The 24,315-nt window shown below is 55.7% G+C and carries 21 protein-coding genes; 10 read left to right on the plus strand and 11 right to left on the minus strand.

The genetic code is table 11. The features are described from left to right. Positions 1 to 11: 11 nt before the first annotated feature. From ACQKLP_RS12175 to ACQKLP_RS12195, 5 genes are all read left to right on the plus strand, one after another. Positions 12 to 4,070, plus strand: coding sequence for a hybrid sensor histidine kinase/response regulator transcription factor (locus ACQKLP_RS12175; RefSeq protein ID WP_427323020.1), 4,059 nt, complete (start codon positions 12 to 14; stop codon positions 4,068 to 4,070). Positions 4,071 to 4,266: 196 nt separating this feature from the next. Then, entirely contained in the window at positions 4,267 to 7,464 is a 3,198-nt protein-coding gene (locus ACQKLP_RS12180; RefSeq protein ID WP_427323021.1) for a SusC/RagA family TonB-linked outer membrane protein, read from the plus strand. Positions 7,465 to 7,483: 19 nt separating this feature from the next. Further along, positions 7,484 to 9,130, plus strand: a complete 1,647-nt coding sequence (locus ACQKLP_RS12185; protein ID WP_427323022.1) for a RagB/SusD family nutrient uptake outer membrane protein — start codon at positions 7,484 to 7,486, stop codon at positions 9,128 to 9,130. 19 nt (positions 9,131 to 9,149) lie between these two features. After that, positions 9,150 to 10,376 carry a glycan-binding surface protein gene (locus ACQKLP_RS12190; RefSeq protein ID WP_427323023.1) on the plus strand — a complete coding sequence of 409 codons (1,227 nt, stop codon included), beginning with the start codon at positions 9,150 to 9,152 and terminating at the stop codon, positions 10,374 to 10,376. Between the two features lie 2 nt (positions 10,377 to 10,378). Continuing rightward, a complete protein-coding gene (locus ACQKLP_RS12195) occupies positions 10,379 to 12,121 on the plus strand; it encodes an alpha-L-arabinofuranosidase (protein ID WP_427323024.1) in 1,743 nt (580 codons plus the stop codon). 45 nt (positions 12,122 to 12,166) lie between these two features. Here the strand turns inward: ACQKLP_RS12195 and ACQKLP_RS12200 are convergent, their stop codons facing one another. From ACQKLP_RS12200 to sufB, 8 genes are all read right to left on the minus strand, one after another. Next, positions 12,167 to 12,847, minus strand: coding sequence for a hypothetical protein (locus tag ACQKLP_RS12200; RefSeq protein WP_427323025.1), 681 nt, complete (start codon positions 12,845 to 12,847; stop codon positions 12,167 to 12,169). Between the two features lie 228 nt (positions 12,848 to 13,075). After that, positions 13,076 to 13,546: a GAF domain-containing protein gene (locus tag ACQKLP_RS12205; RefSeq protein WP_427323026.1), complete on the minus strand. Its 471-nt coding sequence runs from the start codon at positions 13,544 to 13,546 to the stop codon at positions 13,076 to 13,078. 50 nt (positions 13,547 to 13,596) lie between these two features. Further along, positions 13,597 to 13,905 (minus strand): SUF system Fe-S cluster assembly protein, encoded by a 309-nt coding sequence (locus tag ACQKLP_RS12210; protein ID WP_427323027.1) that lies wholly within the window; start codon positions 13,903 to 13,905, stop codon positions 13,597 to 13,599. A 6-nt stretch (positions 13,906 to 13,911) separates the two neighbouring features. Then, entirely contained in the window at positions 13,912 to 14,340 is a 429-nt protein-coding gene (locus tag ACQKLP_RS12215) for a SufE family protein (RefSeq protein WP_427323028.1), read from the minus strand. A gap of 12 nt (positions 14,341 to 14,352) precedes the next feature. Continuing rightward, positions 14,353 to 15,597, minus strand: coding sequence for an aminotransferase class V-fold PLP-dependent enzyme (locus ACQKLP_RS12220; RefSeq protein ID WP_427323029.1), 1,245 nt, complete (start codon positions 15,595 to 15,597; stop codon positions 14,353 to 14,355). 27 nt (positions 15,598 to 15,624) lie between these two features. After that, positions 15,625 to 16,932 (minus strand): Fe-S cluster assembly protein SufD, encoded by a 1,308-nt coding sequence (gene sufD, locus ACQKLP_RS12225; RefSeq protein ID WP_427323030.1) that lies wholly within the window; start codon positions 16,930 to 16,932, stop codon positions 15,625 to 15,627. Between the two features lie 3 nt (positions 16,933 to 16,935). Continuing rightward, a complete protein-coding gene (gene sufC, locus ACQKLP_RS12230) occupies positions 16,936 to 17,703 on the minus strand; it encodes a Fe-S cluster assembly ATPase SufC (protein WP_341839280.1) in 768 nt (255 codons plus the stop codon). Between the two features lie 17 nt (positions 17,704 to 17,720). Continuing rightward, positions 17,721 to 19,166: a Fe-S cluster assembly protein SufB gene (gene sufB / locus ACQKLP_RS12235; protein WP_427323031.1), complete on the minus strand. Its 1,446-nt coding sequence runs from the start codon at positions 19,164 to 19,166 to the stop codon at positions 17,721 to 17,723. Between the two features lie 224 nt (positions 19,167 to 19,390). On the opposite strand from sufB, the gene ACQKLP_RS12240 reads away from it, so the two are divergent. Beyond that, on the plus strand, positions 19,391 to 20,050 hold the full coding sequence (locus ACQKLP_RS12240; protein ID WP_427323032.1) for a helix-turn-helix transcriptional regulator: 660 nt from the start codon (positions 19,391 to 19,393) through the stop codon (positions 20,048 to 20,050). A 5-nt stretch (positions 20,051 to 20,055) separates the two neighbouring features. On the opposite strand, the gene ACQKLP_RS12245 is transcribed toward ACQKLP_RS12240, so the two are convergent. Together ACQKLP_RS12245 and ACQKLP_RS12250 are read right to left on the minus strand one after the other, a co-directional pair. Then, the gene (locus ACQKLP_RS12245; RefSeq protein WP_427323033.1) at positions 20,056 to 20,433 is read right to left on the minus strand and encodes a hypothetical protein; all 378 of its coding nucleotides are present in this window, start codon (positions 20,431 to 20,433) and stop codon (positions 20,056 to 20,058) included. Between the two features lie 6 nt (positions 20,434 to 20,439). Continuing rightward, on the minus strand, positions 20,440 to 20,643 hold the full coding sequence (locus tag ACQKLP_RS12250; protein ID WP_427323034.1) for a hypothetical protein: 204 nt from the start codon (positions 20,641 to 20,643) through the stop codon (positions 20,440 to 20,442). 239 nt (positions 20,644 to 20,882) lie between these two features. On the opposite strand from ACQKLP_RS12250, the gene ACQKLP_RS12255 reads away from it, so the two are divergent. The 4 genes from ACQKLP_RS12255 (at position 20,883) to ACQKLP_RS12270 (ending at position 23,773) form a co-directional block, all read left to right on the plus strand. Next, positions 20,883 to 21,008, plus strand: a complete 126-nt coding sequence (locus tag ACQKLP_RS12255; protein WP_427323035.1) for a hypothetical protein — start codon at positions 20,883 to 20,885, stop codon at positions 21,006 to 21,008. A 2-nt stretch (positions 21,009 to 21,010) separates the two neighbouring features. Then, the gene (locus ACQKLP_RS12260; RefSeq protein WP_427323036.1) at positions 21,011 to 21,382 is read left to right on the plus strand and encodes a DUF7674 family protein; all 372 of its coding nucleotides are present in this window, start codon (positions 21,011 to 21,013) and stop codon (positions 21,380 to 21,382) included. Next, on the plus strand, positions 21,369 to 21,962 hold the full coding sequence (locus tag ACQKLP_RS12265) for an N-acetyltransferase family protein (protein ID WP_427323037.1): 594 nt from the start codon (positions 21,369 to 21,371) through the stop codon (positions 21,960 to 21,962). The genes ACQKLP_RS12260 and ACQKLP_RS12265 overlap by 14 nt, the downstream gene beginning before the upstream one ends. A gap of 68 nt (positions 21,963 to 22,030) precedes the next feature. Beyond that, positions 22,031 to 23,773, plus strand: a complete 1,743-nt coding sequence (locus tag ACQKLP_RS12270) for a glycoside hydrolase family 9 protein (protein ID WP_427323038.1) — start codon at positions 22,031 to 22,033, stop codon at positions 23,771 to 23,773. A gap of 47 nt (positions 23,774 to 23,820) precedes the next feature. Here ACQKLP_RS12270 and ACQKLP_RS12275 read toward each other — a convergent pair whose 3' ends face one another. Further along, positions 23,821 to 24,315 carry a hypothetical protein gene (locus tag ACQKLP_RS12275; RefSeq protein ID WP_427323039.1) on the minus strand — a complete coding sequence of 165 codons (495 nt, stop codon included), beginning with the start codon at positions 24,313 to 24,315 and terminating at the stop codon, positions 23,821 to 23,823.

The following is a 24,315-nucleotide window of genomic DNA, read 5'->3' on the forward strand; positions in this document are numbered from 1 at the left end:
CACGATGTTCCATGTTCAAGAAACTACTGATCCCGCTATGTCTCGCCGCGTGCTGTTATGCCAATGCACAACAGCCGTCGTACCCTTTTTCCAGCCTTAACATCCACCACGGCCTGAGCAACAACCAGGTGAATTGTATCTATAAGGACGACCGCGGTTTCCTCTGGTTCGGCACGCTCGGCGGCCTCAACCGCTACGACGGTACCAATTTCCGCGTCTTCCGCCACATCTTTTCCGATTCCCTTTCCCTCAGCGACGATTACATCATCGCCCTGTTTTCCGCACCTGACGGCCGCATGTACGTACGCACCCGCAACGGCGACAACGTGTACGATCCCCGCCGGGAACAGTTTTCGCAGGCAGCGCCCTGGCTGCGGCAGCGCGGGTTGCCGGAAACAGGGCTCACCTCCATGCTCATGGCCGGAGATACCTGCTGGGCGGCGTATGCGGATTCGGGATTGTATCGCAAACTGCCCAACGGACGCGCCGCAAGGATCACGCTCCCCATGCGGACGGGCGCGCAGATCGTGGACATCCGCCGCGAAGACGAAAAGGGATTGTTGCTCCTTTGGCACGATGGCGCCCTCACCCGCATCGATCTCCGCAGCGGCCGCACCATCTGGCATTCCGAAACGCTTTGTGCAGACGTTACCCGCGGGAATTTGCCGCTCGCTTTGTTCGTAGACGCGCAGAAAGATTGCTGGGTCTACCGGCCGGGCATCGACTTCGGCGCGTTGTACTTCCGGCCGTCGACCGGCGAAAAACGCATCGTCTCGCGGAAATCGGGCATCCTCAACAACGATATCGTCAACAGCGTCATCCAGGACGATCATGGACTGATCTGGATCGGCACCGATCATGGCGGCGTCAACATCCTCGATAAAAACACGTTCAAGGCCCGGTTTTTCGTGAACCGGCCCGAAGATTCCAAAAGCATCGCGGAAAATGCGATTTATGCGTTGTATAAAGACCGCCAGGGCATCGTGTGGTGCGGAACGTACAAGCGCGGCCTGAGCTATTTCGCGGAGAACAAAATGAAATTCGCGCTGCACGACAGCAAACACGGCGATCCGCTTTCATTGCCCTACAACGATGTGAACTGCTTCGCGGAGGATAAAAAAGGCAATATCTGGATCGGGACGAACGGCGGCGGATTGATCTATTACGACCGGAAAACAAAGCTGTACCGCCAATACCGGCACAAACCGGGCGATGAGAACAGTCTTAGCAACGACGTTATCGTAAGCCTCCACGTCGATAAATGGGACCAGCTCTGGATCGGTTATTATTTCGGCGGGATGGGATACTTTAGCAACGGGCGCTTCACGCATTACAGCCATTCCCCGAAAGACGCGAACAGCCTGGCCAACAAAACCGTCTGGAAACTCTATGAAGACCGGCGGAACAATTTCTGGGCTGGCACCCTGGGCGGCGGGCTCGACCGGTTCGACCGCGGCAATGGCATCTTCTATCATAACAGTGTGGACATGGCCAATTCCGTCCATTCCAACTACATCACCGCATTTGCCGAAACGCCCGCCGGCGACCTCTGGATCGGAACGGCCTACGGTATCGATGTGCTCGACAAATCGAAAGGGATTTTCGTGCACCTGTTGCGCAGCACGCACCAGCTCAGCAACGACAACGTCACCTCCCTGCTTTGCGACAAACAGGGGCGCATGTGGGCCGGGACCCGCGAGGGACTTAGTTATTACGATCCATCCACCCAACTCTTCCGGACGTTCAGGATGGAAGACGGGCTGCCGGACAATACGATCGTCAGCATCCTGGAAGACGATAACGGTTACCTCTGGGTGAGCACGACGCGGGGCTTGTCGCGCATACGGGCCACGGGAGAGGGAAGCGCGCTGGCCATTTCCTGCAGGAATTACGACGAACAGGATGGTTTGCAGGGCAAGGTGTTCAACGTCAATGCCGCGCTCCGGCTGAAAAGCGGGGAAATGTTGTTTGGCGGGGCAGACGGGTTCAACCTCTTCAACCCCGCGGAGATTCGTGAAACGAGGACCCCGCCGGCATTGGTTTTCACGGGCCTGCAGCTATTCAACAAAACGATCGCGCCGGGCGAGAATTTCCGTGGCCACACCGTATTGAGCGCATCGCTGCCGGAAACGCAGGAGATCGAATTGCGGTATAATGAAAATGATTTTTCGGTCGATTTCGCTTCGCTGAATTTCCGGCATGCGGACAAGAACCGGTATGAATACAAGCTGGAAGGGTTTAACAAGGAATGGATGCTGACCGACGGCAAGACGCGCCGGATATCCTACACCAATATTAACCCCGGCGCCTATACGCTGCATGTGCGGTCGTCGCCGGAAGACGGGAACCCCACGGGCGGAGGCATCTCGTTGCAGATCAGGATTTTATCGCCCTGGTGGGCTACCGGTTGGGCGTATACGATATATGTGGTATTGCTGATCGCGGCCCTGTACCTCGGGCGGATGGCCATCATCCGCAGGGCGCATCGCCGTTTCGCGCTGCAAAACGAGCGCCGCGAGGCACAACGGCTCCACGAACTGGACATAATGAAGATCAAGCTGCTGACGAACGTCAGCCACGAATTACGGACGCCCGTTTCCCTCATACTTTCCCCCATAGAGGATTTCATCCGGAAGTCGGCCGATGAGAGTGACCGCCGCCAGTTCCAGCTGATCCGGCGGAACGCGCGGCGCCTCCTCAATCTCGTGAACCAGCTCATGGATTTCCGGAAAATGGAAATGCAGGAACTGCGGACAGACCCGCTGCCGGGCGAGCTCATGAGCTTCCTGCGCGAAGCGGTGCAGTCGTTTTCCGACCTCGCCGAGCGGAAGGGCGTTTCCCTGGATTATGCCGCCAGCGAGGAGCCGGTGTACGCCCGGTTCGACCACGACAAGCTGGAGCGCATCGTTTTCAACCTGCTTTCCAATGCATTCAAATTCACGCCGGCGGGCGGAAAAGTGGAAGTGTCGGTGGATATATCGCCAGAGCCGGAGCGTGCCTGGCTGGAGCTGCGCGTGCGCGATACAGGGATCGGGATCTCGCCCGACCGGATCGGTAAAATCTTCGACCGGTATTTCCAGGCCGATCAGCGCAGCGCGTTCGTGAGCCCCGGCAGCGGCATCGGGTTGGCCATTACCCGCGAGTTCGTGACCATGCAACAGGGGACCGTGGAGGTGGAGAGCGTTCCCGACCAGGGGAGCTGTTTTACCGTGCGGATCCCGTATCAGTTGGTTTCGGCGGAAGTTAAAACGGAGACTGTGGTACCGGAGGCGCCGGCTCCTTCAAGTGGCGACCGTGCCGCAGCGCCGCGGAAAGGCAAGCGCAAACCGACGGTTTTGCTGGTGGAAGACACGGAGGATTTTCGTTTTTACCTGAAAGAGAACCTGCAGCAATATTACCAGGTGCTGGAAGCCGCCGATGGCGAATCCGGATGGCAGAAGGCTTTGTCGGCCCAACCGGATTTAGTGGTCAGCGATATCACGATGCCCGGGATGGACGGCCTGAGCCTTTGCCGGAAGATCCGCGGCAACGCGCGCACCCGCCACATCCCGGTGATCCTGTTAACGGCCATGGGGGAGGAAACGGTGCAGCTGGAGGGGCTGGATGCAGGGGCAGACGATTATCTCGTGAAACCCTTCAGCTTCGAGATCATGCTGTCGCGCGTGCGCAACCTGCTCGAAAGGAAGGCACCGGTGCATTGGGTGATCCCGAAAGACGCGGAGCCCGGACAGCTGTCGGCCGACGAAAAATTCATGCAGCGGGCATTGGAAATCGTGGAAAAGCATCTTTCAGACGCCGATTTTTCGGTGGAAGCCCTCAGCCGGGAGTTGCATATGAACAGGGTTTCTGTTTACAAAAGGATTTACGCCCTTACCGGGCAGCCGCCCATCGAATTCATCCGTTCCGTGCGTTTGCGCCGTGCGGCCGATCTGCTTTCGAAGACGGAAATGAACATCGCCGAGGTGGCATATGAAGTAGGATTCAATAACCCCAAATATTTCGCGCGTTACTTCAAGATGGCCTACCACATGCTGCCTTCGGCCTATGCGACGGCCATGCGCAAACCCTGAAGGCAACAAATCATACCGCTGTAATTAACATTTTAACCCTCCGGTAGCAACATTCGCGCCCCGGATTATAAACATTGCGGTACCCTGCCTCCCGAAGATTCGGGATACTTTTATCCTGCCCTCCGATGAGGGCCCACGTTTACAATAGTCAACCAAATCAAACGCGCATTTCATTCCACTCATTAACATTCTACGTATGAAAAAAATCAGTTTAGCGGGCAAGCCGAGCCCGGCCTGGTGGATGTTCATCTGCCTATGGCTGGCCCAGGTGACGGTACTTGCCCAAAATTCCCCGGACCAGAAACGTACCATCACCGGCGTGGTCACCGACCGCGCTTCGCGGCAACCCGTGCCCGGTGCAACGGTAGCCATCAAAGGCACAACGCAGGGCGTGGCCGCCAATAACGAAGGCCGCTTTTCCATCTCCGCGAAAACGGGGGATATTCTCCTGGTCTCGTTCATCGGGATGACGTCGCAGGAAATCCGTATCGGCAGCGCCTCATCTTACAATGTTTCCCTCGAAACCGACAGCAAAACGCTGGACGATGTGGTAGTAGTTGGATATGGAAAGATGAAGAAGACCGACCAGAGCAGCGCCCAGGTATCCGTTTCCGCCACGGACATCGGCCGGACGGTGAACACCACCATCGACCAGGCGCTCCAGGGCCGCGCTGCGGGCGTATATGTGACGCAAAACTCCGGTCAGCCAGGTGGCGGCGTATCGGTGGTGATCCGCGGGGTGAATACGCTCAGCGGCACCAACGAGCCGCTGTACGTGATCGACGGGGTGCAGATCCAGCCGGCTACCGTGTCTTACGGCAATACCAGCTCCATGAACCCGCTGGCGGGGATCAACTCCAATGACATCGAGTCCATGGAAATTTTGCAGGGCCCGTCCGCCACGGCGATCTACGGTTCCCGCGCCACCAACGGCGTGGTGCTGGTGACCACCCGCCGGGGCAGGCAGGGGCAGATGAAAGTGGGCTATAATTATCTGTATACGCTGCAAGACAAACCGGAAGAAGTTGCGACGCTCAACCTCCGGCAATACGCGATCATGAACAACGAGATCGCCGCGCTGCTGGGCCGCACGCCCACACCGGAATTCGCCAATCCTTCCGTGTTGGGAGATGGCACCCGCTGGCAGCAGGAGCTGTTCAAAACCGCGCCCCTGCAGCGCCATCAGCTCACGGTGAGCGGTGGCACGGAGCGCACCGGTTACTACCTATCGGGGGAATATTTCGACCAGGAAGGCGTGGCCGTAGGGTCCGACTTCAAACGGTACAGTTTCCGGTTGAATATGGACAACAAACTTTTCAAATGGCTGACGCTGAACACCAACGTCAATTTTTACCAGACGAAGGAAAAGTTATCGTCTACCAGCGAGGATGTGATCCGCAACGCCATCAACCTCGCGCCGAACGTGGCGGTTAAGAATCCGGACGGCAGCTGGGGCGGCGCTACGGAAAATGAATTCGGGACGAACGCGCGTTATGCGCCCCTCAACCCCGTGGCCATCGCCAACCTCATCAGCAACAACCTGAAACGGACCGGCGGGATGGGCGGCCTTTCGGCAGACGTAAATATCATCAAAGGACTGACGTTCCGCACGAGCTTCAACGGCAACTTCGAATACTTCGACGGTGTGAAGTTCACGCCCACTTACCGCCTGGGTTTCAACGTCAACGAAAAAGCGAGCATGTCTGTCCAGAATAACCGCAATTTTTACTGGAACCTCAACGAGCTGCTGCAATACAATACGAATATCGGCAAGCACGCCATCAACGCCATGGCGAGCCACGAAGCCCAGGCCTGGAACTATGAAGGTTATAGCATCACCCGTGTGGGATTTGCGAGCAACGAAATCCCGTCCATCAACCTCGGCGACGCGCAGGGGCAGACCACGGGCGGGTTTAAAGGCTCCGGCGCATTGGAGTCCTGGCTCGGCCGCGTAATCTATACTTACGACGAAAAATACATTCTGCAGGTAGCGGGCCGTGCCGACGGTTCTTCGAACTTCGGCGCCAACAACCGCTGGGGCTATTTCCCCTCTGCTTCCGCGGCCTGGCGGATTTCGCGCGAGCCCTTCATGCAGGCAGTGCCGGTGATCAGCGACCTGAAGCTCCGCGCGGAGTGGGGGACTACCGGCAACAGCGGCAGCGGTGGCGCACAGTTTAGCTCCCTGTCGTCCGTAACAACCCCATGGGGCGCGGGTTTCCGCACCGGGCAATACGGAAATGCCGACCTGAAGTGGGAATCCACCGAAACGAAAAACATCGGCCTGAATATCGGGCTGCTGAAAGACAGGGTACAGATCGAAGCGGATTATTACATCCGCAAAACCGACAACCTGCTCATGCCCAACCCGCTGCCCGCATACATGGGCACCCAGGGCGAAGGGGCCATCAGCGCACCTATCGTCAACATCGGGTCGATGCAGAACAAAGGTTTCGGGATCACGGTGAACACGACCAACATCAACCGGAATAACTTCACCTGGAAAACCAATTTCAATATTTCGTCTTTCAAAACGAAAATCACGAAATTCTATTCCGACGCGGCTTTCCTCAGCAGGAGCGCATGGTATATGAATAATTTCACGGCCCGGTCCTCGCTCGGACAGGCACCGTGGATGTTCTGGGGGTATGTAGCCGAAGGGGTTTTCCAGTCGGAGGATGAAATACGCAAAAGCCCCATCCCTACGCAATCGGACGGTTCGCCGCTGCCCATCCAGAAAGACGGCGGCGTGTGGGTCGGCGATATCAAATACAAAGACCTCAACGGCGATAAGGTCATCGACTCCCGCGATCAGACCTTCATCGGCAACCCATGGCCCAAGCTCACGTTCGGGCTGACCAACTCGTTCTCGTGGAAGGGTTTTGACCTGAGCATATTGTTGACGGGCGCTTCGGGGAACGATATCTACAATTACGTCCGCTACAGCAATTCCAATCCCAACAACATCAACCTGGGCCGCAACCTCATGTCGGAAGCGTTCGATTATGCGCGCATCGTGCAGGACGGCAGCGGGAAGGATGTGCTGTCGAACCCCGGAACTTCCGTTCCGCGCATCGTGGGAACGGATGTGAACGGGAACGGCAACCGTTTCACCAATTTCTTTGTGGAAGATGGTTCCTATATCCGTATCAAGAACGTGACGCTGGGGTATGTGTTACCGTCGGAATGGCTGAGCCGGCAGCGGGTGGTGCGTTCCGTCCGCCTTTCGATCGGGGCGCAAAACCTGCACACCTTCACTAAATATTCCGGCTTCGATCCTGAAGTGGGCGCCTATCTGGGCAAGGAAGTGCAGCTCAACAGCCAGCTGATCGCCGTGGACGCGGGCCGGTATCCGCTGACCCGTATGTACAACGCAGCCGTGGCGGTTGATTTTTAAGCATCAAATAATCCGAATCATGAAAAAGCACATCTTCAAATATATGTTCCTCCTCGGCTGCGGCGCGCTCCTGGCGTCGTGCAGCAAGGATTTTTTGAACCGTCCGCCGGAAGACGCCATCGTGGACGTGAATTTTTACCAGACGGCAGACCAGGTGCTGGCAGGAACGGCGCCGCTTTATAACGTGGTGTGGTTCGCCTATAACGACAAGGCATCGCACGGGATCGGGGACGGGCGCGCCGGCATCCTCATGTCCGGCTCTTACCAGGTGGAGAACATCCGCATGCAGACGACCGACGTTACGCCGGAAGTGTACAGTTCCTGGACGGCCTTTTTCAACGTGGTGGCGCAATCCAACATGGTGATCTACAACGTCACGAAATACACGGCGCCCAGTGTGCCGGAAAACGTGAAGCAGATGGGGATCGCGGAAGGGAAGTTCATGCGGGCGATGGCTTATTATTACCTGGTGCAGAACTGGGGCCCGGTGCCGGTGATCACTGATAACAATACCCTGTTGACGGACACCTCCGTGGCAAGGAATACCGTGGAAAGCATCTGGGAATTCATTATACGGGAGTTCCAGTTCGCCGCAGACAATCTGCCCGCAACGCCGGCCCAGAAAGGCCGCGTGACGAAATGGGCGGCGAAGGGGATGCTGGCGAAAAGTTATCTCACCCGCGCAGGGCTCGCCGGGAACGGGCAACGTAATGCCGATGATCTCAACAAGGCGAAAGCCCTCGCGCAAGACGTTATCGCCAACAGCGGGGCGCAATTGATGGCCAATTACGAAGACCTTTTCCTGACAAAGAACAACAACAATTCCGAAAGCCTCTTTGCATTGCAATGGAAATACGACGGCGACTGGGGGACGCAAAACAGCGTGCAGGCCTTCCTGGCCTTCGGCTCTGAGATCACCGGGTTCGGTGATGGATGGGGCAGCGACCTGGGCGCTTCGTTCGATCAGCTGCGGCTCTATTCCCCGAACGACAAACGGCTGAAAGCCACGTTCATGCTGCCTGGCGCACATTACTCCTACATCCACCAGGCGGTAGACGATCCTGCCAATCCCGGTAAAAAGCTCATCCAGGAATTGCAGGTGCCCTGGAGATGGGTGGGCACGGAAAGGTACAATACACGGGCCTGGGTGAAGAAATACGTCGTAGGCCGGCCGGAAGACAACGACGGTAAAGTGACGCAGCAGCATACGGAAATCAACACCTATATGTTAAGGCTGGCGGATGTGTACCTCGTATACGCCGAAGCAGCGTTGGGCAACAGCGCTTCCACGAGCGAGGCGTTGGCGCTCCAGTACTTCAATGCTCTCCGGAAAAGAGCGAACGTAGGTGAAAAAACGGTGATCACAGCAGATGATATTTACCGCGAACGCAGGCTGGAACTGGCCATGGAAGGACAAGCATGGTACGACCTCGTACGGATGTATTACTATGCGCCCGCCAAGGTGCTGGATATGATCAAAGACCAGGACCGCGGCACCTATCGCATCGTTCCCAATTCGGAGCTCAACGCCACTTCCTGGCAGATCACGTCAGACGTGGTGGCCAAATATCCCGTGACGGCAGGCAATTTTTACCTGCCCATTCCGGCGGTAGAATTGTCGGCCGCCCCGAATCTCCGGAAACCTCCCGTTCCTTTCAAGTTCTGATCCCACAAAAACGAAACGTATGAAACAAAATATCCGATTGCTGCTGGCTGGCCTGATGATCGTGCTGCTGGCGGCCTGTACCAAAGATGACGGTCCTTCGGGCCCGCCGGTCATCCACCGCGTGACGCTGCTCGATTCCTCCAAAATGGACAGCGCATTTGTGCGTGCCTTGCCCGGTGCGCTCATTCTCATCACCGGTGAAAACCTCCAGGGCGCAACGCATGTCCTGTTCAATAATTTCGATGCATACTTTAACCCGGCATACAATACGAACACCCATATCATCATCAATATTCCGGAAAACGCTACCACAGAGGCTACCGACCGGAATGTACCGAACGAGCTGCGGATCAGGACAGACCGTGGCGATGCGGTGTTCAAATTCACGTTGGAAATCCCTCCGCCGGCGATCGCGCAGGTAAGCAATGAAAACGCAATGCCGGGGGATTCCGTGATCATCTTCGGTTCCAGCCTGTGGCTGATCAATAAGATCACCTTGCCGGGGAACCGGGAAATCACGCAATTCAACGCCAATCCGGAAGGTACGCGCGTCGGGTTCAAACTGCCGGACCTGGGAACGGATACGGGACGATTGTCGGTAGTAGCCAAATACGGAACGGCCGTGTCTAACGGGCCGCTGAACGATCACCAGAGCGGCGACGTGATCAGCAATCTCACGAACGACGGAGAAACGGGAGAATTGCCCCGTCTAAATTGGGCCTGGTGGGGTGCAGACCGGATCAACGATGCCACGAAATTCCCCGGTACGCGGGGCTACTATCTCAATTGCGTTTTCGGCGGCGTAGGCGTGAACAACGGCGCCTGGTGGGAAGGCGGAAGGTCCGGCAATTTCAACGAGACCGTTTTGTTCACCGACGCTATCCGTACCAAACAAGCGGCCGATTATGCGCTGAAGTTCGAAGTCAATACTAAGGAACCCTGGACCACGGCGGTATGCGTATTGCGGCTCGGCGAGAATTTCGCAGTGCGCTGGAAGCCCTGGAGCTCCCTGCCCGGCAATGCTTTCCATACCCAAAATACCTGGACTACCGTAACCGTGCAGCTTTCGGCATTCAAGACAGCGGCAGACGGGGTGGAAGGCACCGGCGCCAGCGCTGCGTCTATGGGCGAACTGGTGGCCGCCGGCGGGAAAGTGGCATTTACTTTCAGGATGGTGTCGGAAGACAAACCCATCGAAGTTTTTAACGCAGCATTCGACAATTTCAGGATCGTCAAGATAAAATAGGAATGAAAAATACGGTAAGAGGGATCTGTTTATGGAGCATGATAGTTTGCGCGTCGATGGGCTGCAACAAAAAGTCGGGCGACCGTGTCAACAATGGCGGTGGTGGCGATACTACCGGTCCGGTACTGTCGCCCAAAGACCCGCCCACGGCGGCAACTATCGGGTTTTTTATGGATGGGTGGAAGGAGAAAACGTTCACTGCGCCGGATTTCATCGAGAAAGCGCCGCCGGCTGCCGGTTCGGTCGTTGTTTCGGCCGACATGTCCAAAATCCTCACCAAAATCCCGCCCACGATGCTGGGCAACAACGCGAACGTTTACATGACGCAGATGGTGACGGAACCGAAGCTGCTGCAACAATTGCGGCTGCTTCGGCCCGGCCTGGTGCGGTTTCCCGGCGGGAACATCAGCAGCATCTTTTTCTGGAACGCCGCGCCTGGCCATGCACCGGCCGATGCGCCGCCCCAGCTCGCGGATGCCGACGGTACCACGAAGCCCGCGGCCTATTGGTTCGGTGGTAATACCGATGGCTGGACGATGAGCACGGCCAATTACTACGCCATGCTGCAGCAAACCGGCAACGAAGGCGTGATCACCATTAACTACGGCTACGCGCGGTACGGAACAAGCGCCGATCCTGTGGCGGCGGCGGCACACCTGGCGGCGGAATGGGTGCGGTTTGATAAAGGGCGGACGCGGTACTGGGAGATCGGGAACGAAAGCAACGGCACCTGGCAGGCCGGTTACCGGATCGATCCCGCCACGAACCACGACGCACAGCCAGCCATCGTCACCGGAGAACTGTATGGCCGCCACTGGCGTGTGTTTGCTGATTCCATGCGGAAAGCGGCGGCATCCATCGGGCACACGATTTATATCGGCGCGCAGCTGCTGGAGCACGATCCGCCCACCTGGGCCACGGCTACGGACAAAAACTGGAACGAAGGCGTGTTGAAGGAAGCGGGCGCCATGGCCGATTATTATATCGTGCATAGCTATTACACGCCTTACAACACGAATTCCAATCCGCCCGAAGTGCTGGCTTCCGCGGAAGCCGTTTCCAAAGCGATGATGGAGCACCTGAAATCGACGGTCCAGCGGAATGGTGTGGCCCAGAAGCCCGTGGCGTTGACGGAATGGAACATTTTCGCGGTGGGCTCGCAGCAGATGGTGTCTCAGGTGGCGGGGATGCATGCGGTTCTGGTGGTGGGAGAGTTGTTGCGGAACGGATTTGGGATGGCTTGCCGGTGGGACCTCGCCAACGCCTGGGAAAACGGTAATGATCACGGGCTTTTCAGCCAGGGGGAGCCGGCTTCCGGCGAAACTAAATGGAATGCGCGGCCGGCGTTCTTCTACCTGTATTACTTACAGCAATGCCTGGGCAACCGGCTGGTAGAAACGCAGCTGCCGGCAAACAATCATAATATCAACGCCTATACGACCACTTTCAGCAGCGGCCATGCCGGCCTGGTTATCGTGAACCGGGCGGCGGCTGCACAGACGGTTTCGGTAGACCTGAAAAACTTCCGGGCCGGCGAGCGATACTATTGGTACGAGCTGACGGGCGGAGAAGGTGTAAGTTATTTTTCGAGAAAAGTATTTGTAAACGGAAACGGGCCTGCAGGCGTTGCCGGTGGGCCGGAAGACGTGGGTAGCGTGAAGGCCTGGTCCGCCAAAACGATGGATGGGCTCCGGTTTACGTTGCCCCCAATGTCAGTAATATTCATCGTGGTTGAGCGTCAGTAGTACAACTCGATGCTACGTGTTATGTGATCATATACGCCGCTGCTTTCAGCGGCGTTTTTTGTGGTGGTGGATCAGTTTGATAATCAACGGATAAGATACAAATAAGGTGGATAATTGCAGGAGAAAATTGAAGAGGTAATTCCATCCGGTATCATTTGAAAAATTGGGAATGAAACTGCAGAAAAATGCAAGTGCTGAGCCCGCTGCAAATTGAATGGTAATGATGAGCGGGAAAATCAGTATTAAATAACCCGATAGCAATTTTTTGAACCCGAAAAACAGCATCAAAAAAGTTATGAATGATGAAATGAAGTAGATTCCGCCCGAAGATGCAATAAACAACATCTGGTTTTTTATGGAAATATTTTCTGCATATTTCATTGCATTCGGGACTGTTGGTTTTTTCTGGTGGTTGTCCTGGGACGAAGGCGAATTTCCTTTTAAAAGGTCAAAAAGGAAGAAAGAGTAAGGTTCCCTTTCGATGATTTCTTTTCTGATTTCAAATGCCAGCGATTTGCTGGTGCTGTCTGTGGCAGGAGCATTGATGATGGCTGTCAGTTTCGTAAAATGTTCGGTTTTGCGCTGCATGACGTAGTAATAGCTGAGGCCTAGTAAATCGTTCGTAAAGAAAATGGCAGCAATTCCGATAAGTGTAATGATCGTTTTTTGTTGGGTGGAACGTTCCGGACTGAACAGCCATTCGGCGAAATGATCATAATAATTCATAATTGAATCGTTTTGGGTCAACAAATTGAAATGCCGTATAGTGGCAAGGTTTGGGTTATTTGCTTGTTGGATATAAAGCAAAATTGCGGTTGTTGAAACGAAACACATCGTTTTAACAACCGCAATTAAAGTACGGAAAAGATATACGCGAAAAATTTTCTCATGCTGAGAAAATCAATCCAATAAATTTCGGCTTTCAGTCAGGCGATTGCGCCAGCCGAGCGGGCATTAAAATATCCAGCCCGTAATTTCTTCCAGGTAACGTTTGTCCGTTTCATCGAACGTATCCAGGTCCACGCTGTCCACATCCAGCACGCCCTTCACTTCACCGTTCACCAACAGCGGCACAATGATCTCCGAGCGGGAAAGACTGCTGCAGGCAATATGCCCGGGAAACGCCTCCACATCCGGGACCACCAGCGTTTCCGCACGTTCCCACGCCGCCCCGCATACCCCGCGCCCCTTACGGATACGCGTACACGCAACCGGCCCCTGGAAAGGCCCCAGCACCAGTTCCCCGTCTTTCACCAGGTAAAATCCCACCCAGAGCCATCCAAACTGCTCTTTCAGTGCAGCTGAAATATTGGCCAGGTTGGCCGTAAGGTCCGGCTCACCTGTGATCAACGCCTTGATCTGCGGGAGGAGGGCTTCATATTGCTCGGCTTTCGTGCCCCTTATGATCTGTAAGTCTTCTGCCATGTGTGTAGTATTAAAAAAGACGCCACTTTGCAGGGCGTCTTTCGAATGTTTTATAAAAATCCTAATTCGAGCTTGGCTTCTTCGCTCATCATGTCTTTCGTCCAGGGTGGGTCGAACGTGAGTCGAACATCCGCATCCGTAACGCCGGGGATCGCGGACACCTTCTGGCTCACCTCTTCCATGATAGACCCCGCAACGGGGCATCCGGGAGCGGTGAGGGTCATGATGACGAGCACCTTGCCTTCGTCTTTCACTTCAATCTGGTAAACCAGGCCCAGGTCGAAAATGTTCACGGGGATCTCGGGATCGTACACCGTGCGCAACGCTTCCTCCACCTGGTCTCTCATCGTTATTTCCATTGTGCGTCAGTTTTGCATTGATTTAGCCTGAAATGCGACGGCGTACAGCTTCATCTGTTTGAGCATGGAAAGCAGCCCGTTGGAACGCGTGGGGGAGAGGTGGCTGGTCAATCCGATGGCATCGATGAAGTAGATATCCGCTTCTGCGATGTCTTTCGGTGCATGCCCGCTCAGCACCTGGATCACGAGGCTCACGAGCCCTTTGGTGATCACGGCATCGCTGTCGGCCGTAAAGACCAGCTTTCCGTCCTGCAGTTCCGCGTGCAGCCAAACCTTGCTCTGGCACCCGCGGATGAGGTTGTCGTCTGTCTTGTATTTCGGGTCAATGAGCGGCAGGTCTTTGCCCAGCTGAATGATGTATTCGTATTTCTCCATCCAGTCGCCAAACACTTCGAAATCCTCGATGATCCTGTCCTGTTGCTCTTTGATTGTCATGTCGTTCTAAATTTATCCCAGCAAAGTTACGGCTTTCCGCACACCTTCCACCAGCCGGTCGATATCGTCTGTCGTGTTATAAACCGCGAGCGACGCGCGTACCGTTCCGGGGATGCCGAAGCGGTCACACAACGGCTGGGTGCAATGGTGGCCCGTCCGCACCGCGATGCCCTGCTGGTCGAGCAGCACGCCTACATCAGAGGGATGCGTATCGCCAACGAGGAACGAAATGGCTCCGCTGCGATGTTTGGCTTCCCCGATGAAACGGAGGCCTTCGATCTGCTTGAGCGCGGCTACGGCGTATTCCGTCAGCTGATGTTCGTAGGCCTGTATCTTATGGATCCCTACTTTGTTTACCCAGGCCACGGCTGCGCCGAGCCCGATGGCTTCACAAATGGCAGGAGTGCCGGCTTCGAATTTCAGGGGAACGTCGGCGTAAGTCGTTTTTTCGAAAGTAACGTGCTTGATCATGTCGCCGCCGCCTTGGTAGGGAGGCAGTTGTTCCAGCCAGCTTTCCTTTCCGAAAAGAATACCGATGCCGGTGGGCCCGAACAGTTTGTGGCCCGACAGCGCCAGGAAATCCACATCCAGCTCATGCACCCTGATAGGCGTATGTGCAGCGGCCTGCGCGGCGTCGAGCATCACGGGGATGCCTTGTTCGTGCGCGAGTTCGATGATGTCTTTGACGGGGTTTACGGTGCCGAGGGTATTGGAAATCCAGGTGATGGAAACCAGTTTCACGCGCGGGTTGAGCATGGAACGGAAAGCGTCCATGTCGAGCTCGCCTTTGTCCGAAATGGGGACCACCTTCAGTTTCGCGCCTTTTTCCTCGCAGGCGAGCTGCCAGGGAACGATGTTGGAGTGGTGCTCCATGGCGGAAATGATGATCTCGTCGCCTTCCCTGAGGAAAGATTTCCGGAAACCGGCGGCCACCAGGTTGATGGCGTCTGTCGTACCCTTGGTGAACACCACTTCGTGATGATGCGCGCCGATGAAGGCGGCCACGGCGTGGCGGGCGGCTTCGTAAGCCGCTGTGGCCTGCTGGCTCAGCGTATGCACCCCGCGGTGCACGTTGCTGTTATATTGGGTGTAATATTCCTGCATGGAACGGATCACCGAAACGGGCTTCTGCGTAGTGGCACCATTGTCCAGATACACGAGGGCCCGCCCGTTGACGGTTTGCTGGAGAATGGGGAATTCATTCCTGATCAACTCCGCTTCCGGCCATAAAATATCTTGTGCAGTCGCTGTTTCCATGGTCCTTCCGGGTTTTAAGGGTGAAGGCTAGGCGTGCAGGTATTGCGATGCGATTTGCTCTACCTGTTTGCGCACAGCCGGGATGGTCACCTTGGCGGTGATATCGAACGCGAACGCTTTCACCAGCAGGTTGCGGGCTTCCGCCTCGCCGATGCCGCGGGCGCGCAGGTAAAACAGCGCGTCGTCGCTCACCTGGCCGATCGTACAACCGTGGCTGCATTTCACGTCGTCCGCGAAAATTTCCAGCTGCGGCTTGGTGTAGATTGCTGCGTCAGGGCTGATCACCAGGTTGTTGTTTTGCTGGAAAGCGTTGGTTTTCTGCGCATCTTCATGCACATAGATCTTTCCGTTGAACACGCCGGTGGCTTTGTCCATCAATACGCCGCGGTACAGTTCGTTGCTTTCGCAGTGGGGCATGCGGTGGTCGACAGACGTGTGGTTGTCGATCAGCTGGCTGCCGGCTGCGATATAGAAGCCGTACATGTGCGTTTCGGTCCTTTCCTCGTCCAGCGAAATGTTGAGATTGTTGCGGACGAAGTCGGAATCGGTGAGGGTGAAAGTATAGTTGTTATAGAGGCTTTTGCCTTTCTGTTCCACCAGGTTCTGGTTGATGGAACGGAGTTGGCTGCCGCCGGTCTGTAACTGGTATTGGCTCAGTTGGGCGCGCTCCGAAACGATGGATTCGGTAACGCTGTTGATCACCACGTTATCGGTAAGACCGATACCTGCGGCCGATTCCACGATCTGCACGGAAGCGCCTTCGTTCACGACCACAAGGTGGCGGGGATTGAAGAGGCGGGGCTGATCGGCGAGGTAGAGATGTACCACCTGGATGGGTTGTTCTACCTGAGCTTTGGCTTTCACTTCGATGAACAGGCCGTCATTGAAAAGGGCGGCGTTCAGCTGCGCGAAATGAAACTCGGCGATCTTGGGGCTCTGGTGGAAATAGCGTTCCACGGCGGGCTGCGAACCGGCTTCGCTCAATCTGCTCACGGTCACCTGCGCGGCGGGCGGCAATTGGGAAAGATGGGCTTGCATTACGCCGTTCACGAGCACGAGGTGGTAGGTGTCGGGGAGGAGCAGGCCGGTGGCTTCGAGCTGCGCGGCCGTTACTTCCGGGACTTCCGGCAGGGCAACCTGGATGTCGTTCTTGAAAAACGGCACTACATTGGTGTATTTCCAGTCTTCCACTTTAACCGTCGGGATGCCGCCGAGGGCGAGGAACTGCTTCAGTGCCGCTTCCCGGCCGGTGAACCAGCCATTGGCGGAAAACTGCGCGCCGAAAAGCGCGGGCAATGCCTCGTTGAATGATATATTTTTAGTTGCAGTCGTCATGTGTTATTGTACAGGTTCTTCTAAACGGATGTCTTCTTTCAGCCAGTCGTAGCCTTTTTCTTCCAGTTCCAGCGCCAGTTCCTTGGTGCCGGATTTCACGATGCGGCCGTTGTAGAGCACGTGTACAAAGTCGGGAACGATGTATTCCAGCAGGCGCTGGTAGTGGGTGATGATGATGAAGGCGTTGTCTTTGCTGCGCAGTTTGTTGACACCGGCAGATACGATGCGGAGCGCGTCGATATCCAGTCCGGAGTCGGTTTCGTCCATGATCGCGAGCTTGGGCTCGAGCATGGCCATCTGGAAGATGTCGTTGCGTTTCTTTTCACCGCCGGAGAAACCTTCGTTCAGGGAGCGGTTCATGAGGTTGGCATCGAACTCCATGAGCTTCTGTTTGCTTTTCAGCATGTCCAGGAAAGCTTTGGCCTGCATGGGAGGTTCGCCGTGATAGGCGCGGATCTCGTTAACGGCCGTTTTGAGGAAGTTGATGTTGGAAACCCCGGGAATTTCTACCGGGTACTGGAAGGCGAGGAACAGCCCTTCGCGTGCGCGCACTTCGGGGCTCATGTCCAGCAGGTCTTTACCCAGGAAGTCTACCGAGCCGTCGGTCACTTCATAAGATTCACGACCGGCGAGCACGGAGGCGAGGGAAGATTTGCCGGAGCCGTTGGGGCCCATGATGGCGTGTACTTCGCCCGGTTTCACGGTCAGATTAATGCCTTTCAGAATAGCATTTCCTTCTACTGCAGCATGCAGGTTCTTGATATCTAGCATCTCTTTGTGTTTATAGGTTATCCTACACTGCCTTCCAGCGTGATGGATAATAATTTTTGCGCTTCCACGGCAAATTCCATGGGCAGCTGGTTCAATACTTCTTTTGCGTAACCGTTCACGATCATGTTCACGGCCTGTTCATTGTCAATGCCACGCTGATTGAGGTAAAACACCTGGTCTTCCCCGATCTTGGAGGTGGTGGCTTCGTGCTCCACCATCGCCGAGTTGTTTTTGGACTCGATGTAGGGGAAGGTATGGGCGCCGCAACGGTCGCCGATCAGCAGGGAATCGCACTGGGTAAAGTTACGGGCGTTGGTGGCGTTGGGGCCTACCTTCACCAGGCCGCGGTAGGTATTGTGGCCGTGGCCGGCGGAGATACCTTTCGAAATGATGCGGCTTTTGGTGTTTTTCCCGATATGGACCATCTTGGTACCGGTATCTGCCACCTGTTTGTTGGCGGTAACGGCCACGGAGTAGAACTCACCGATGGAATTATCGCCCTGGAGGATAACGCCGGGGTATTTCCAGGTGATGGCGGAGCCGGTTTCCACCTGCGTCCAGGAGATCTTGGAGTTTTTGCCCTTGCAGATCCCGCGTTTGGTCACGAAGTTGTAGATACCGCCTTTCCCGTCTTTATCGCCGGGGTACCAGTTCTGAACGGTAGAATATTTGATTTCCGCATGGTCCAGGGCGATGAGTTCCACCACGGCTGCGTGCAGTTGGTTTTCGTCGCGCATGGGAGCGGTGCAGCCTTCGAGGTAGCTCACGTAGGAGCTGTCGTCGGCGATGATGAGCGTGCGCTCGAACTGTCCGGTATTTTTCGCGTTGATGCGGAAATAGGTAGACAGTTCCATGGGGCAGCGAACGCCTTTAGGAATATATACGAACGATCCGTCGGAGAAAACGGCGGAGTTCAGTGCGGCGTAAATATTGTCGGATTGGGGTACCACGGTGCCGAGGTACTTTTTCACCAGCTCGGGATGTTCCTGAACGGCTTCGCCGAAGGAGCAGAAAATGATCCCCAGCTCATGGAGCTGCGCTTTGAAGGTGGTAGCCACCGAAATGGAGTCGAACACCGCGTCTACCGCTACGCCCGACAGCATCTTCTGTTCTTCCAGCGGGATGCCGAGCTTTTCGAAGGTGCGGAGCAGTTCGGGGTCCACCTCGTCGAGGCTGTTGTATTTCACCTTGTTCTTCGGTGCGGCATAATAGGAAACCGCCTGGAAGTCAACTTCCGGCAATTTGAAATTCTGCCAGTTGGGCATAGTCAGTTTCTGGAAAAGCTGGAACCCCTTCAGCCGCCACTCCAGCAGCCATTCCGGCTCCTGCTTCTTGGCGGAAATGAAGCGGATGATGTCCTCGTTGAGGCCCGGGGGCGCAATATCCATTTCGATCTGCGTCTCAAACCCGAACTCGTACTCACGGCCTGCCAGTTCCTGTAATATGTCTTGTTCTGCGCTCATAATAATTATATACTCTACAAATCAGTTATTTCGAATTAACTTTGCGGGGCCAACCGGGATGACAGGATCCGAACCTGCGACCTTCCCCGGCCTTTACCAAGTGCAAAGATAGCGTGCTGAAAGCGGTAATCCTCATCACTGGCCTATTTTCGAACTTTTCCGCTAATTTATTTGCTTGAAATCCCGACAAAGTTACGATATTTGCGAATAAAGCAAGTAAAAACTTGGATAATTATAAGGCACATCATACCTCTTCCGCAGACCGGCTGTTACTGCTGCTCAAAACGAAAGGCCCCCTTACCACCGGGGCCGTTTCCGTTGAGCTGGGCATTACCGCCGAGGGCGCCCGGCAACAGCTCCAGAAGCTGGCCGAAGAAGGCTGGGTGCTGTTTGAGTCCATTTCCCGCGGCGTGGGCCGCCCATCACTCGTTTGGAGCATCTCCGACAAAGGGAACCGCCGGTTCCCCGATACCCATGCCGAACTCACCGTTCAACTTATAGATACAATTCGTGATGTATTAGGTGCTGAAGCCCTGAATAATGTGATCTCCGCCCGGGAGTACAAGGTACTTTTGCGGTATTACGATATATTAAAGGAGGAGGAAGGGCTGGAAGCGAAAGTCCGTAAGTTCGCCGAGCTCCGCTCGCGCGACGGCTACCTGGCCGAATACCGCCGGGAGGGCGACGGCTGTTTTGTCATGATCGAGAACCATTGTCCCATTTGCGCAGCGGCTACCGCCTGCCACGACATCTGCAAGGTGGAACTGCAAACCTTCCAGGAGATTTTCCGGGAATGGGGGACGATCGAGCGGCTCGACCATGTCCTCGAAGGCGCGCGCCATTGCGCTTACCGCATTACACCGGCCACCCCCGTCGCAGGATAATCCCTTTATTTTTTCCCAAAGAAAGAAAGATCGAAACGATGGTTGCCCGGTTCGGCAGGATCGTACCATATGCGTATGCGCGCCTGTTGCAACAGGTGCATATGCAGGGCCTGCGGGTCGATATTCAAGGCCTCGCTCATAAAATGATGCGTTTTACCTTGCACCTGCGCGTTGCACCGGATATAAGCCTGTTGCCAGGTTTCCATGTACGGGGTCCTTGTGTCTAAGGACGTTCGCGTATTGGAAGTGTCGCGGATGGCGGTGCCGGTCGAGATCGTGCATGTGTCCGGATGAACGGATAGTTCTTTCCAGTGAGCAGGCAGGGGCTCCTCAGCCGGTGCGGCGGCCGACTTTTTTATCAGTTGCAATATTTTCTTGAACATCAGCGCTTAGCGGCGTTGTTTTGCAGTTGCGAGTTTTTCCTTCACCAGGGAGAAAATGTAAACGGAAAAACCGATCAGCATAACGGGCAATGCAAATGCACCGATCTGCGACATTACGTCTGCGTTATTCCAGTGATTGATTTTGAAAGCGGCGCTGATCACGACTACTAAAGCGGCAACGATGGTCAGGGAAAGTGATAATTTTTTCATGTGCATGATTTCGGGTTAACGGCGAATGTTGCCGTACGTCAAATATAGGGAATAATTCGTTCCGCCCCTAACTTTTACGCCAGCACGAAAACTTCAGTTTCGGAAGGGCGTTTTCCGTTTTTGCATGGTTGTAGTTGCAGTTTACTTTCCCAATTGATTGCAAGCTGTTCATTTTCAAGTTGATTCTGTGTTGACGCGCGTCCGGCATCCGCTTTGGCATACTGTCTGAAAATTAGATCATGCCTACACATCGTGTTTACCGCAAGCCGGTGCCCCCGCCGGAAAATAAGTGGATGTACTATGTGATCGCGGGCTCCTTTGCCCTGTCGGTCCTCATCCAGATCATCATTCAACTTACCCATTGATCATGCTCAATACTTACGAAGTTCCGGCGCTGATAGAAGACGCGTTGCCGGAACTGCACAAGCCCTTGCGTCAATTCCCCGCCATTTTTCATTTGTATGAAACGATGGAATGCCTCCGCGACCATACGCTCCGCCAATGGCGCGATGAGAACTTCCCGGCACTGGAGAAATGCCTCCGTGTCGCCGGAAGGCTGTACGAGCGCGGCAACCAGCGCGTCCGCGATGCGGTGGAGCGGATCATCGTTCCGGGGATTTCCCATGCGGAAGTTGCCGGACAGGCCGGCCGCATCCGGCTGTTTTCGCTCGTGCCCGCGCCGCTGTACAATCTTTTCATCCGTGAACATCTCAAACCGGAAGATCATGCACGCCCATAACGCACCGTCTGCGCCGGAAGCGGGACCTCCCGTCATCTTCGAAGTGCGCACCGCCACGCTGGCAGACGCGCGCTTCGCCAGCCTTATCGCCGAAACCATCAGTACTTCCGCAAAAGCCCGCGGAACGGGTATCGCAGGGCGCACTCCGGAAATGATCCGCGGCAAGATCGCACAGGGCAAGGCGGTCATAGCGCTGATGGCCGGCGGCGAATGGGCCGGATTCGCCTACATCGAAACCTGGGAAGGAGGGAAGTTCGTTTCCAACAGCGGCCTCATCGTGCGGCCGGAGCTCCGGGGCATGGGCGTGGCCGCGGCCCTGAAACAGGCGGTTTTCCGGCTAAGCCGGCAGCTGTACCCCAATGCCGGGATCATCTCGATCACGACATCCGCGGCGGTGATGAAATTAAACAGCAGACTGGGCTTCAGGCCGGTTTCCTTTGCAGAGGTCACGCAGGACGATGCCTTCTGGGAAGGCTGCCGCAGCTGCGCCAACCACGGCATCCTTTGCGCCAAAGAGCGCCAGGTTTGCCTCTGCACCGCGTTATTATACGATCCCGCGGAAAATGAAAAACCTGCGTAACGATCGTTGCAGAAAGAAAAGAAACGGAAGCTGATTTATGTATCTTCATGCAGTAAATACCATGCTACATGAAGTTCCCTGCCTGCATAATCGGGGCCTTGCTGAGCGGCGCTTTTGCCGCGGCGCAGGAAAATCCCGTCCGTCTCAACCAGTCCGGTTTTTATACCGCCGGGCCCAAACAGGCGGCGGTCATGGGCCCGGTCCCTTCCGACCTGTTTTTCATCACTACACCAGACGGGAACGATACGGTATTCCGCGGTGTGCTGCAGCCGGAAAAGTTATCGCAGTATTCGGCATCGCGCGTACGCATGGCTGATTTCAGCGCTCTGGAAAAGAAAGGGCGCTTCGTGCTGCGGGTGCCGGGAATGGCGGCTTCGTATCCTTTCGGGATCGGGGATGCGCCTTATCGCGACCTGGCGGCAGCCGTGTTGAAAGGGTTTTATTTCCAGCGGGCGTCCATGCCGCTGGAAGCGCGATACGCCGGCAAATGGGCGCGCCCGGCCGGGCATCCGGACACGCGGGTGCTCGTCCATCCCTCCGCAGCCGACGGCAAAAGACCGGCAGGAACGGTGATCGCTTCGCCAGGCGGATGGTACGATGCCGGCGATTACAACAAATACATCGTCAACTCCGGCATTACGATGTACATGCTGCTGTCTGCCTACGAAATTTTTCCCGCATACTTCGACCGGCTCGATATTAATATTCCTGAAAGCGGCAACGGCGTTCCCGATATCCTCGACGAATCGCTGTACAACCTGCGCTGGATGCTGACTATGCAAGACCCCAACGACGGCGGCGTTTACCACAAATGCACCAACGCCGGGTTCGACAAAATGGTAATGCCGCACAACGCCTCCACGCAGCCGAGGTACGTGGTGCAGAAAAGCAGCACGGCTGCCTACGATTTTGCCGCCGTAATGGCCATGGCTTCGCGGATTTACCGGCCGTTCGAAGATCAATTCCCCGGATTGGCGGATAGCTGCAGCAGGGCGGCCGTCCGCGCGTGGGACTGGGCCGAACGACATACCGGCGCCACATATCTGTACAACCAGAAAGAAATCAACCGGAAAACGAAGCCCGCAATTCAAACCGGCGAATATGGAGATAGGAATTCGGCCGATGAAAGGTTTTGGGCGTATATGGAGCTGGTGACGGCCGTAGGCGGACAAAAGTTCGACAGCACGGATGAATTGCACACGGGCTATGCGCTGCCGAACTGGTACACCGTGGAAACCCTCGGCCACTGGAGCGCTTATCGCCATCCCGCCAAACCGCTCCACAAAAAGGGGATGGGTGAATTATTCATCCGGCAGGCCGATCAGCTCATCCGTTCGTCGGAAAAAAATGCGTTCGGTACCGTTATGGGACAAACGCCTGCGGATTTCAACTGGGGTGGCAATTCCAATGCGGCCACGCAGGGCATCCTGCTGGTGTATGCCTATCTCGCCACCCAAAACCGCATTTATCTCGATCATGCCCTTTCCAATCTCGATTACCTGTTGGGCCGAAACGCAACGGGGTATTGCTTCGTGACGGGTTTCGGCGAAAAGCGGCCCATGCATCCGCACCACCGCCCATCGGTTGCAGACGGGGTAGCAGATCCTGTGCCGGGGCTCCTCGTGGGTGGCCCGAACATCAGGATGGAAGACGGTGCCAGGTATCCGTTCCGGGAAGTGGAAACGGCTTACGTAGACCGCGACAGCGCCTTCGCATGCAATGAAGTCGCCATCAATTGGAACGCGCCGCTGGTATTCCTTGTGAACGCATTGGAAGCATTGAAGGTGGAAGCGGGATATGTGAAGGAATGAGGGCCGTCCGCCTATAAAAAAATGAAAGCCGGGAACACCGGCTTTTTTTATTGCAGCTTCACGAGCGATGCGCGCTGATCGCTCGTCAGGTCTTTGAGCTCGATTACTTCCAAAGCAATACCGTCGCGTGTTTTGAGGGTACGGAGGATGTTTTTCGCCGGTTCGTTGATGGTCCACATTCCGCCGGTGAGCGGGTCAACGATGAGGAGCCCGATCGCGCCGCCCAGGAAGATGTTCCCGAAATACCAGCCGTTGATTTTGAAATGAACGGGAATGGTTTGCGATTCGAACCCGGGCTTGGTGAAAGTGATTTCATATTTCGCGGGCGAGAAATAACCGGCGCCGGATTTGAGGCGTACCTGAGCAGGGGTTTGGCCGCTGAACACGGTGTTGCCTTTTTTGTCGAGCACGGTCACGGTGGCGTCTTCCGGTTTGGTGTTGAGCATAAACGTTTGTTTGCTGCCGGAGATGATGGTGGCGCAGGATGACAGGGAAATGGCCGCGATCGCTGCTAAAAACCGGGCTTTTGCGGTGAGTTTCAT

Source organism: Chitinophaga sp. NPDC101104, from assembly GCF_050277495.1.
Classification (GTDB): Bacteria; Bacteroidota; Bacteroidia; order Chitinophagales; family Chitinophagaceae; genus Chitinophaga.